11 protein-coding genes are annotated in these 12,542 nt (G+C 33.4%); 2 read left to right on the top strand and 9 right to left on the bottom strand.

All coding sequences use genetic code 11. The features are described from left to right. Positions 1 to 91: 91 nt before the first annotated feature. The 9 genes from B2217_RS12340 to B2217_RS12300 form a co-directional block, all read right to left on the bottom strand. Entirely contained in the window at positions 92 to 2,293 is a 2,202-nt protein-coding gene (locus tag B2217_RS12340) for a M1 family metallopeptidase (protein ID WP_180905638.1), read from the bottom strand. Positions 2,294 to 2,362: 69 nt separating this feature from the next. Then, on the bottom strand, positions 2,363 to 4,510 hold the full coding sequence (locus B2217_RS12335) for an alpha-N-acetylglucosaminidase (protein ID WP_291122705.1): 2,148 nt from the start codon (positions 4,508 to 4,510) through the stop codon (positions 2,363 to 2,365). A 99-nt stretch (positions 4,511 to 4,609) separates the two neighbouring features. After that, on the bottom strand, positions 4,610 to 5,221 hold the full coding sequence (locus tag B2217_RS12330) for a DUF4254 domain-containing protein (protein ID WP_114998393.1): 612 nt from the start codon (positions 5,219 to 5,221) through the stop codon (positions 4,610 to 4,612). 81 nt (positions 5,222 to 5,302) lie between these two features. Continuing rightward, the gene (gene tatA, locus B2217_RS12325; RefSeq protein WP_038336575.1) at positions 5,303 to 5,485 is read right to left on the bottom strand and encodes a twin-arginine translocase TatA/TatE family subunit; all 183 of its coding nucleotides are present in this window, start codon (positions 5,483 to 5,485) and stop codon (positions 5,303 to 5,305) included. Between the two features lie 37 nt (positions 5,486 to 5,522). Continuing rightward, positions 5,523 to 7,190, bottom strand: a complete 1,668-nt coding sequence (locus B2217_RS12320; protein WP_221627893.1) for a murein hydrolase activator EnvC family protein — start codon at positions 7,188 to 7,190, stop codon at positions 5,523 to 5,525. After that, positions 7,190 to 7,978, bottom strand: a complete 789-nt coding sequence (locus B2217_RS12315; protein WP_180905636.1) for a DUF4292 domain-containing protein — start codon at positions 7,976 to 7,978, stop codon at positions 7,190 to 7,192. Before B2217_RS12315 ends, B2217_RS12320 begins: the two co-directional genes overlap by 1 nt. Before the next feature lie 6 nt (positions 7,979 to 7,984). Continuing rightward, positions 7,985 to 9,007: a sugar phosphate nucleotidyltransferase gene (locus B2217_RS12310; protein ID WP_180905635.1), complete on the bottom strand. Its 1,023-nt coding sequence runs from the start codon at positions 9,005 to 9,007 to the stop codon at positions 7,985 to 7,987. A 93-nt stretch (positions 9,008 to 9,100) separates the two neighbouring features. Further along, the gene (gene dut, locus B2217_RS12305) at positions 9,101 to 9,535 is read right to left on the bottom strand and encodes a dUTP diphosphatase (RefSeq protein WP_038336568.1); all 435 of its coding nucleotides are present in this window, start codon (positions 9,533 to 9,535) and stop codon (positions 9,101 to 9,103) included. 2 nt (positions 9,536 to 9,537) lie between these two features. Beyond that, positions 9,538 to 10,956, bottom strand: a complete 1,419-nt coding sequence (locus B2217_RS12300) for a lipopolysaccharide biosynthesis protein (protein ID WP_125349197.1) — start codon at positions 10,954 to 10,956, stop codon at positions 9,538 to 9,540. A 96-nt stretch (positions 10,957 to 11,052) separates the two neighbouring features. On the opposite strand from B2217_RS12300, the gene B2217_RS12295 reads away from it, so the two are divergent. Together B2217_RS12295 and B2217_RS12290 are read left to right on the top strand one after the other, a co-directional pair. Then, on the top strand, positions 11,053 to 12,054 hold the full coding sequence (locus B2217_RS12295; RefSeq protein WP_180905634.1) for an NAD(P)H-dependent glycerol-3-phosphate dehydrogenase: 1,002 nt from the start codon (positions 11,053 to 11,055) through the stop codon (positions 12,052 to 12,054). Between the two features lies 1 nt (position 12,055). Beyond that, positions 12,056 to 12,469: a hypothetical protein gene (locus B2217_RS12290; protein WP_038336563.1), complete on the top strand. Its 414-nt coding sequence runs from the start codon at positions 12,056 to 12,058 to the stop codon at positions 12,467 to 12,469. Positions 12,470 to 12,542: the final 73 nt, after the last annotated feature.

Genomic DNA, 12,542 nt, shown 5'->3' with positions numbered 1-12,542 from the left:
TTCTTGCGAAGTGGTTTTTTTATTTTCCTGATGTGATTTACTTTTCTGATGAGATGCTGAAATGAGTTCAGTATGACAACTTAGAACAAATTTACTTCTTCGTAAACTCGAATTTTTGTCCAGCTTCTTCTACAGAAAATGTCTTTTTATCTTTTGCAAAAGTCAATTCCAAACCGCCTTGTTCATTCACAAATTTACCATCACCTTGATAATCTAACGGAATAGTTTGTCCACCAAAAACTAAATTCAATTTATCGTTTTCAGCTTTCAACACAAATTCAGCATTGATTTGTTTATTCGTAAATGTACCTTCGTATTCTTTTGGATTAATTTTTTCAACAGGTTTTGCCTCCGCCATATTGAATGTATTATTCTTCAAATCAATATCTGGTAAAGCTCCATTTGGATCCAATTTAATCGTCGAAACTTCTTTTGTTGAAGGCACTTTGAAAGTCCATTCTGTATTACGTTTCCAAACTTCAATCGGTAATTTAACTTCTTGCGAAGTTCCATCTTTAAAATTCACTTGAACAGTTGTTGGCATTGGCAATTGTCCAAAGTTCTCCACTTTCAAAATCAAGCCTTTTTTATAATCGCCATCTACATATTTTGCGCTGTTAATTCCTTGATCAATTGTCCATTTATTCAAGAACCAACCTCTCCAAAACCACGATAATTCCTCTCCTGAAACATTTTCCATTGTACGGAAAAAATCTTCTGGTGTTGGATGTTTATATGCCCAATATTTGATGTATTGACGCAATGCTTTATCAAATTTTTCTTCGCCCAAAATTGTTTCACGCAAAACTTTCATTCCCGCTCCCGGCTTATAATACAACAACGCACCTATATTTCTTTCACGCATATTATCCGGTTGAGTCGTTACAGGTTCAAGATTATCGCTGAATAAATAACCTGCCATTCGTTGTGCAGATTGCTTTTTGTAATATTCACCATTGTTGAAATTCTTTGTCGAAATATCATTGATAAACGTATTAAAACCTTCGTCCATCCAACCATGAACACGTTCATTAGAACCAACAATCATCGGGAACCAAATATGTCCAAATTCGTGATCTGTAACTCCCCAAAGACTTTCTCCTTTCGAAGTCAAATGACAAAAAACAATTCCCGGATATTCCATTCCGCCCTCATTTCCTGCCACATTTGTCGCCGCTGGGTAAGGATATTCTAACCATTGTTTTGAGTAATGTTCAATAGAAGCTTTTGTATATTCTGTCGATCTTCCCCAAGCATCATTTCCATCACTTTCTACTGGATAAGCCGAAATTGCTAACGATTTTTGACCACTTGGAAGATTAATTTTTGCTGCATCTAAGATAAATGAAGATGATGAAGCCCAAGCAAAATCGCGTGTATTCTGAATTTTAAATTTCCACGTTTTTGTTCCTTTTGCAACTTTTGTCGCTTTGTTTACCTCATCAGCAGAACGAATAATAACGGTTTTATCACTCGATTTTGCTTTGTTCCATCGGTTTACTTCTTCTTTTGAGTAGACTTCATTTTCATTCAATAATTCTCCCGAACCAACTACATAATGCGATGAAGGAACCGTTATATTAGCTGTTATATCTCCATATTCCAGATAAAATTCTCCTGGACCTAGATATGGCAACGTATTCCATCCCATGATGTCATCGTAAACCGCCATGCGAGGAAACCATTGTGCCATCGTAAAAATCTTTCCATTTTTAGTCGGCTCAACTCCCATTCTATCTGCTCCATAATTAGGCGAAACAAACGAATATTCAATCTTGATTTTTGTTTTTCCTCCACGCGCTTTCAAATGATTAATCAAATCAATTTGCATACGCGTATCTGAAACAGTGTATTTCGCTTCTTTTCCGTCGATTTGAACAGATTTAATTTTATAACCTCCTTCAAATTCAGAAGTTGAATCGCCATAACGGCTTCCAGAAATTGGTAATAAAGCACTTCCACGAGATTCTTTTTTGAATAAATTTTGATCCAATTGTAACCACAAAAAGTCTAAATCATCAAAACTATTGTTGGTATATGTAATTTCAGATGTTCCAGAAATTTCATTTTTTTCTTCATTCAAACTAACATTCAGATTATAATCCGCACGATTTTGCCAATAATTATGACCTGGTTTTCCACTCGCTGAACGAGTTTCTGTTGCATTATTCTGATAAAAAAATGGTTTGAAAGCTTCTTGATAATCGTATTTTGGTTTCTCTTGTTGACCAAAAACCGAAATCGAAAATAAACTTATTCCTAAAAGTAAGGGTTTGAAATAATTTTTCTTCATGTGTGAAATTTTACAGTAATTATAAAAATACCTCATATTTTTCAATACGAGGTAATTTCAACTTTATAATTATTCTAAAATTTTAGCTTGAAGCTTTTTAAATTCTTCTGGCGTTGATTTTTTGGGTTGATACAAATCTTGTTTCTTCGACCACTCAACTTCCATTTTATAAAAATCTTCTGGATTTGAGATTTTACCATTTATAGAATTCTCCACAAAGACTTTCCAACGCTCCAAATAAAGCGAACCAAGTAATCCGTTCCATTCTTTGTGCGCGTAATCTCTCAGCGTCGTACGCGGCAACGTATCTGGTCCCCAAAACGTAATTTGTCCTTTTGCATTGTACATCACGTTTTGAGCATCAGGCAAATTCTTTCCAAAATCTTTAGCTTCTTCTACCCAACGATTCAGCGTAAAATATTTACTATTTCCTAATAATTCATTTTGCAATTTTACCATTTCGATAAAATTATTTCCAGCTTTTTGGATACGTTCTTTATCTTGATAATTTATCGCAGCAACCATTCGCGCATTAGCATCATCACCTTTATCTGCCCAAACTTGACGAAGAAAATCGATTTTATCGGTTTGATACGTTTCTACATTTTTGAATTCTTCATCTGCTTTCACAAATAATTTTACAGCTTCCTTATATTGTTTAATATCGTAATTTCTCTTACGTGTTCCCCAAGATGAAACTGGATTGACGTTCAACGAAGGACGCGCACAATAAATACTTTCCGAAGGTCCTTCTTGGTAAACTTCTGGACTTGAATAAACTGTTTGTGCAAAACCTTTCCAAGCATTTATGATATCTTGATTTTCTTTTCCGTATCGATAAATTGTATAATTTTTTAGCCATTCGTCAAGATTTGGTTTTTCATCTTGCCAAGCCAAATCCAACATCAAATCGTAAGCAACAGGATTGTTGATAATTCCTTCTGGAATAATTCCGACACCTTTCAAATATTGTCCATATTCAGAGTTTTTGGCGCGATAAACTTCATCAATAAAACGTTGTAATTTTCCGTACAAACCATTCTTTTCTCCGAAATTACTCACATTTGACCAAATAAAACTTGTACCGTTATATCCTTTTCTTTTGTACCAATTATCTGTATTTTCTCCAAACAATTCAATGATTAAAGTATTCTCTTTTTTAAGACCTTTTAAAATATCATCCGAAGGATTGTTTTGCCAACCTTGTAAAACCCACGTCGAATTTGGATAATTCTTTTGCATGGTTTGTTGCACGTGTTGCGCTACTTCTGGCACATTAACTCCTTTTGTTTTCCCTCCTTCGTGAAAAGGTTCACCGCCAAAATATTTGATGTCATTTCCATACAATTTCTTCATCTCATCGTAGTAAATGTTAGCAACATTCTCGAAATGAGAAGTGGTAGGAACTAAAATAGCTGGACGCGTAAATTCTGTGAACACCCAATTTCCTTGATCGATAACTGGTGCATCTTCGTATCCTTTTTTCGTTTTCAAATCGTGCGGAACCATTCCATAAAAACCTTGTAAAATAGGCTCGATTCCTAACTCTTTCATTCGTTTCAGAATCTTTTTTTGCAATTCTGCTTGTTGATCTATTAATTGATTGCTCACAGGACCGCCCCAGCCTTCAAGATTTCCCATTAACCACCAAGCTGTAAACGCAGGACCTGGAATAAAAGCTTTGGCTTCTTCATCCGAATAACCCATTTTGATCAATGTGTTGTACCAAACTTTTTCAGTCCCAACTGGCGCTAACATAATATTGACACCATTCAGCGCCATCCAATCCAATTCTTTCTCCCATTCTTCCCATGTATAAAAGCTAAACGAATAGTTGATCGTACAATAATTTAATGCATAACGATATGGAACAAATGATTTCTTTTTAATTGGTTGATTAATTTGCGGAAGTTTGGCAAGCTGCGATTTGTTATCGCCCATATGCGAAATACTTTGGTGTGCCACATGTTTCGCATACCAATCTAATCCGCGCGAAGCTGCACTTGTAGACGATGCTGATATATATAGTTTATCTTTTTTCGTTTCGATTACAAAGACATCTTCATCATTCTCTTTTGAAATCTCTTTGAGTACAACTTTATTCTTCAACCACGGAAATTGCCTCGTGGTTAAATCTTTTACTGCAGCATATTGCGCATACAATTGTGTACCAAAAATAAATAAGGTAAAGCAAGTAATAAATTTCAGTTTTTTCATTCTAATGTTTTGATTAGATGAAATTAACATATTTGTACGCAATAAAAAAACTCATCCAAAAAAGATGAGTTTTCTATATTTTATTAATTTTTCTGAAAATTATTTCTTGTTTGCATAAAGAACTGGATTCAAATCCTCGTCATTATACATTTTCATTTGTTTATACACTTTCATGTATTTTTTACCTGCTTCAAAATCAGCCAACAATTCTTCAATCGCTGTTGATAAATCTTGATGTTGTTGATTCAAAACATCTAATTTCACTTGACAAGCTGCTTTATGCTCCGGTGTTGCATCCTCACGTTCTACCTCTTGTTTCATGTGATAAACCTTAAGCGATAAAATAGAAAAACGGTCTACAGCCCACGCAGGAGATTCTGTATTGTAAGTTGCATCTGCTTTTACTTCTACATTCGCATATTGTTGTAAAAACCAGCTATCCACATATTCTACCATATCTGTACGTTCTTGGTTTGATTTATCAATCCAACGTTTTAAGCTTAATGCTTCTACTGGATCAATTTGTGGATCACGAATAATATCTTCTAAATGCCATTGAACTGTATCAATCCAATTTTTTTTGTACAATAAATGAGCGATTAAATCTTCTTCGCTATATGGATTTTCGATTTGACGATTTACATCATCATATTTGTGATAATCATTGATACTTTGATTAAAAATAGACCAAGCTTTATCTGTGAATTTCATGTTTTGTTTTAGTTTATAAAATAAAAGCATTGTAATTGTATACGCAACTACAATGCTCTATTATCTAATTAAAAATATATTTTAATTTTCTTTTTTGTCAGAAGTACTTTCAGTAGCTTCTGATTTGTTATCATCTTTTGTTGCTTTCTTGAATTCGTTTAATCCAGAACCTAATCCTTTCATTAATTCAGGAATTTTCTTTCCTCCGAATAATAATAACACAACAAGTACGATTACGATCCATTCTTTACCTCCTAATCCCATACTGAATTGATTTTAATGCAAATATATAATTAATTTATTACATTCCCGCTACCCAAGAAGCAGGATTTTGTTTTGTTGTTCCGCTCCAAACTTGGAAATTCATGATTGTTTCTCCATCTCCACTTGTATAGATAATTCCTAAAGACTGACCACGTTTTACATCATCACCTTTCGAAACACTTACACTTGATAAGTTTGTATAAACTGAATAATACGAACCATGTCTTACCAATACAGACTTACCATTTCCAGATACACTCATTACAGCTTGAACAGTTCCTTCGTAAACAGCACGTGCATGTGCTCCACGATAAGTTGAAATATCAACACCACTATTTTGCGTTGTAATATTAGATAAAACTGGGTGAGAATTAGCTCCAAATCTACTTACAACCGTTCCTTTATCAACAGGCCAAGGTAGACGACCTTTGTTTGATGAGAATTCTCCCGAAATACCTTCAGAATCTGGACGTTCTGCAAAAGTCTCAGCTGGTTTTACTGCATCTACTTTTACAACACGTTCTTTTTCTGGCACTTTTACAACAACTTTCTGCTCAGCTTCTATCTTCGCTTTACGCTCAGCTTCAGCTTTAGCTGCTGCAATTTTACGAGCATCTTCTTCTTTTTGAGCTTTCAAACGAGCTTCCTCTTCTGCTTTACGTTGTGCAATGATACGTTGACGTTCTGCTTCAGCTTCGCGTTCTAATTGTTCAAATTTAGCAACTTCTGTTTTTGCTGTAGATACGAAACTTCCTGTTGGATGATGATTTAAATAAGATTGATACGCTTGTTTTGTATGCGCTGAACGTGCAATATTCCATGCTTTGGCATCATTCTCAATTCTTAAAATAGCTGTACGAGCTGATTTCGCATAATCTCCTTTTGGGTTATCTCTTAAATACTCATTATAAGATGCAATTGTATTTCCTCGTTTAGCTTCGTTCCAATCTTTTAAATCTTTTTCTGCACGAATCTTTGCTTGTCGAATCTCTTCTTCAATAATTGCTTTAATCTGTGCATCAATTTGACGTTGTTGTGCTTCTTTTGCATTAATTTCAGCAGCAATAACACCTTCGTTTTTACGGAATTCTTCGACCGCTTTCTCTTTTGTTAATCGTTCTTTTTCAAGATTTTGACTAAACAAAGTTTGCTGAGAAAGTACTTTTTCTTTTTCGTCTTTCGCTTTTTCTTTTTTTGCTTTTTTCGTCTGAATATCAGTTTGTTTACCGATAATTTCATTTGCTTGTCCTAATTGAAAAGCCGAATATTTTTCTAAATATTTGATACGACGATATGCTTCTCCCAAACTTTTAGAAGAAAGCACAAAAAGTAATTTATTTTCAACAGATTTGTTCTTATATGCTCGAACCAAAACCTGTTTGTAGTCTTTTTTTAGCTCAACCAACTCGCGCGAAAGTTTATTAATCTCTAATTGAGTTAAATAAATTTCGTCCTCGATAAAGCGTTTTTCTTTCGATAAGTTGTTAACTAATTTTGTTTGTACCTGAATTTTTTTCGTCAAATTCTGCACAAAATCAACATTTAACTTCGAATTTTGCTTATTAACCTCGAGTTGTTTGTTTAAGTTTATAATCTCTTTTTTAAGCTGAGCATTCTGTTTTTGTAAGTTCGCTTTATTGTACGGAACCTGCGCAAACACTGATAATGACAACGTTAAAAGTACAGTTGATAAAACAAACTTCATTATTTTATTTCTTTTTTCTTATACCCATCTGGAATTGAGAACGGTGTGTTCGTTTCCTGAAACGTAAAACTATTATATTCCAAGTCTATTTGACGCGTTTTTTTCTCTTTTATAATAATTTTAACATTTTTCGGAAATTCCTCTGCTCCAGCTTTTACCCAATTGTCGTAAGCCAAATCAACTTCCATTTTTCGTTTTGGATCTTTCAGATGTGCTTCTTTCAATCGGAAACCATTATCAAAAACATATGTTTGTATATATTCGCCTTCTTTTGGAGAAGTCGCAATCGCTTGATTTTTATTATATGTAATCGTATATTGATTATCTGTAAAAGTAGCTGTATAATCTGTAGGATTTAGATCAACGAAAACTTTTCCTAACATCAAATTTTGTAATTTTTGATAATCGACAAAATCAACTTTCAATAATTTATTTGCAATAGAAAAATCTCCTTCATAATATGTTCCACCTAACTTTTCAAAAGCTGAAAAACCATCAGGCGTAATCAATGCGCGAGCACCTGTAAATCCAAATTTTGTTGCATTAACCCATATCTTTTGTCCATTTTCCACAGCAATTGTAGCATTTACATCTCCCAAATCTGCTGAAACTTTTGCCTTAATCGTCAAATCTTTGAATGATGATTTTTTTGATAAGGTTTGCTGAATAATTTTTGAAGAAGCCGAAACAACTTCTGTATTATCTTTATCTACTTTTGCCACTTTCTGAGTGTTACAAGCTGTTGCAAGAACTCCTAAACAAAAGATATACGTTAATTTTTTGATCATAATTTTTTAAGCTTCGTATGATTTGAAGTCCAATTCGGAGTAATCTCCTAAACTAATACTACGCGAAACACCATAATATTTGGCATTGTTTCCGATCATTGTATCTGTAAGATTTGCATTACTGATGATTGAATTTTCTTGAATCAAACTGTTATCAATATTCGAGTTTTCAACAACCGTTCCATTTCCTAATGAAACAAAAGGTCCGATATTCGAATTTTTAATCACGACATTTTCTCCAATAAAACATGGTTCAATGATTAATGAATTGTCAATTTTTGCAGAAGAATGAATCGTTTTGAAATCTTCTTTATCCAGATTCAACACACGTGTATTGGTGTCAACTGTAACCGCTTTATTACCACAATCCATCCATTCGTCCACTTTTCCAAGCGTAAATTTATCACCTGCAGCACGCATATTTTCTAATGCATCTGTCAATTGATATTCTCCACCTTTTTGAATATCATTTTCTAATAAATATTCAATTTCTTTATATAACTTTTGTCCATCACGGAAAAAGTAAATCCCAATAATCGCCAAATCCGAAACAAATTCTTTTGGTTTTTCAACGAAATCTGTAATAACACTGTTATCATCTAATTTCACAACGCCAAAAGCCGAAGGATTATCGACCTGTTTTACCCAAACAACGCCATCCGATTCCATATCTAATTTGAAATCTGCACGAAATAATGTGTCTGCATACGCCACAACCGTTGGTCCATCCAAAGCTTCTTTTGCCATCCAAATAGAATGCGCTGTTCCAAGCGGCTCCAATTGATGACAAATTGTTCCTTTTGCTCCTAATTTTTCTGCAATTGCAATTAAATCAGCTTCAACCTCAGCTCCAAAATCACCAATTACAAAAGCAATTTCGTCAATTTTTTCTGAACAAACCTTCGCAATATCTTCTACCAAACGATGCACGATTGGTTTTCCTGCAATTGGAATTAATGGTTTTGGTGTTGTTAATGTATGAGGGCGTAAACGTGAACCACGTCCTGCCATTGGGATAATAATTTTCATTTTATTTCTAAAAATATTTTTTGTTAGATTGATATTTTATAATTGAATTACTTCTTTTTTAGATTCTTCGACAAGCTCAGAATGACAAAAAAATTATTGTTTTCCTGTACTTCCGAAACCTCCAGCTCCGCGTTCAGTTTCATTTAAAGCGTTAGATTCTTCCCACTCAACCGTTTCGTGTTTCGCGATCACTAATTGTGCAATACGCTCCCCATCGTTGATTGTAACGGCTTCGTTTGAAACATTAGCTAAAATAACACCGATTTCTCCACGATAATCTGCATCAATTGTTCCAGGAGAATTCAAACAAGTTAAACCATATTTTAACGCCATTCCACTACGAGGACGAACTTGTGCTTCGTAACCTGCTGGTAATTCGATGCTCAATCCTGTTGGAATTAATCTTCTTTCCAAAGGTTTTAATTCGATTGGTGCATCAATGTTAGCTGTTAAATCCATTCCAGCCGATAAAGCTGTTTTATATTCTGGTAAAGCGTGTTTCGAGATGTTGATAACTTTTACTTTCATCTTTATTTTCTTAGTTTTTTAAGTGTATTTTTTTCCGCAAATGCAATAAACGCAATGTACACGATAAGAATCAGATTACCAATAATCAAATTAGAATCGAGAATGTAATAATTTGTACATGCTAAAGCAATTGCAATTCCCATGTAAAGTACAATTTTATTGACTTTATACGGAATCGGATAAACTTTCTGACCCCAAATGTACGAAATCACCATCATTACACCATACGCCAATAAAGTTGTCCAGGCAGAAACCATAAAACCATATTTTGGCAATAAAAAAACATTCAAAATAATAGTAATCGCACCACCAACCAATGAAATTATAGTTCCGATACTTGTTCTATCCGTTACTTTGTACCATGTTGAAAGGTTATAATAAATTCCGAAAAATAAATTCGCAATTAAAATAATTGGGACAATATCTAAAGCATTCCAATACGTTGAATTTGGAACAAATATTTTCTTAATCCAGTCAATATTTGCTAAAATTCCAAGAATTACAATATTACAAATGATACTGAAAAAGAACAAAATATTCGCGTATGTCTGTTTTGCATCTCCTTTTTTGGCAACTTTAAAGAAAAATGGTTCTATTCCCATTCGATAAGCTGTAACGAAAAGCGTCATTAATGTTGCTAATTTGTAACAAGCACCATAAGAACCCGCTGCTGCTGGATCTATTAATTGTCGTTGAACTAATTTATCGAAATTTTCATTTAAAATATACCCCAAACCAGCAATCATAATCGGATAACCGTACAAAAACATTTGTTTGAAAAGTGATTGATCAAATTTGAATTGAACATGACGTACAACGCCTATTAATAATACAAATCCTAAAATACTCGCTAATAAATTCGCTATAAAAGGATAGGAAATCGCATTATCAAAACCTAAACCTAGCATAAAATCTTTCGAAACATAATACAACAAACCAATTGTCAAAACTGCTTGAAAAACATTCTGAATTACGCGAATTGTTGTATATAATATTGGTCGATTTTTAAAACGTAGAACTGCAAAAGGGATCACACAAATTGCATCAAAAAAAGCAATCCACGCAAACCACAAAATATATTCTGGGTGATCGCTATAATTTGCAGAATCTGCCAGAGGTTGTAAAAAAAGAAAAACTAAAACGAGCATTGCAGTAGAACTCATCACCATAAACCAAAAAGCTGTATTCAACACTTTTTGATACATTCCTTCTTCGGTTGCATAACGGAAAAATGCAGTCTCGAAACCAAATGTTAAAATGACATTCAGGAAAGAAACCGCAGAATATAATTGAGAAAACATTGCAAAATCTGAATTATCAACTTGCTTGATAATAAAAAAATTCAATGCTAAAATAATTACCCTCGGCAATATAGAGCCAATACCGTAGATAATGGTCTCACTAAAAAGCTTTTTATACAAAGTCGTTAAAATTTTTACAAAATTGAGTTTCTTTTCGTAAAATTCAAAATACCTAAGCTACAAATTAATTAACTTTGTCTATTCAATACATATATTATGATAGAGTTATCTAATCGTAAAGTTGGATTAATAGGGAATGGAAGCTGGGCAACTGCGATTGCAAAAATGCTGAATAAAAACCTTGAAACTTTCAACTGGTGGGTAAAAGATGAATACGTAAAAGGATATTTAGAGCGAAATAGACACAATCCAAATTATTTAACTGATGTCGAATTTAAGTCAGAAAAGCTTAAAATTTCAACGGATATCAACGAAGTTGTCATGAATTCGGATATCATCTTTTTGGTTGTGCCATCTATTTACGTTGTCGATTGTTTGAGTAAATTAACTGTTCCGTTGACAGATAAATTTGTAGTGACATCAATCAAAGGAATTATTCCAGATCATTATCAATTGGTTGGACAATATTTGTTTGATAAATTCGACGTAAAAGAAGAACAATTAGGAATTGTAAGTGGACCTTGTCACGCTGAAGAAGTAGCTTTGGAGCGTCTTTCATATTTGACAATTGCGGCGCAAGACGAAAACAAAGCACAAATTGCTGCGGATTGTTTGGCTTGTGATTTTATCAAAACAAAACTTTCAAACGATATTTACGGAACTGAATTTGGCGCGGTATTGAAAAATATTTACGCGATTGCAGCAGGTATAGCGCATGGTTTGGGTTATGGAGATAATTTCCAAGCAGTTTTGATGAGTAATGCGATTCGAGAAATGAATCATATTTTAAAAACTGCAAGTCCTATGAAGCGTAAAATTAACGATTCGGCTTATTTAGGCGATTTGTTGGTAACAGGATATTCGTTCTTTTCACGAAATCGAATGTTCGGAAATATGATTGGAAAAGGTTACACCGTAAAATCTGCTATTTTGGAGATGAATATGGTTGCCGAAGGTTACTATGCGACAAAAGGTGTGGCAATTATGAACGAGCAATACCAAATAAAAGCGCCAATTATCAACGCTGTTCATAAGATTTTATACGAAGATAAAAACGCAAAAAAAACTTTCGAAAAGTTGTCTAAAAAATTAGATTAAGATGATTAAACAAGATTTTATTTCAAAATATATTCAAGAATTAAACAAAACATTGGCTCGAATCATTTCGTTAGAAGTTGGAAATGCAGATGAAGGTTTTTTGATTATTTTCAATCAAATGTTACAATCGTATTACAAAATTGATGACAATAATTTGTCGACTTTATTGGAAGCAAACGAAGAACGCGATCAATTTTTGTTGGCAGATGAATTGAAAAAGAAAAATATTTTGACGTTTATGAAAGCGATTCGTATTTATCTCAATCGAGAAGATTTTACAAAAGCAAAAGCATCTTACGAAGTCTTGAAACGCATTGAAAGCATCAATTCTGGAATTTTTCAATTTCCGACAGAAGAAGATCATTTGATTGTACAAGAACGAAAAGTTGTAGAAGAAAAAATGAGTAATTTGTAATAAAATCAAACTTTATAAAATTTCAAAAAAGCTGTTAGAAAACTAACAGCTTTTTTTTTGTATCTTAACACAA

The organism is Empedobacter sp. UBA7620 (genome assembly GCF_002484185.1).
Lineage (GTDB): Bacteria > Bacteroidota > Bacteroidia > Flavobacteriales > Weeksellaceae > Empedobacter > Empedobacter falsenii_C.
This window is presented reverse-complemented; position numbering and strand designations above follow the sequence as displayed.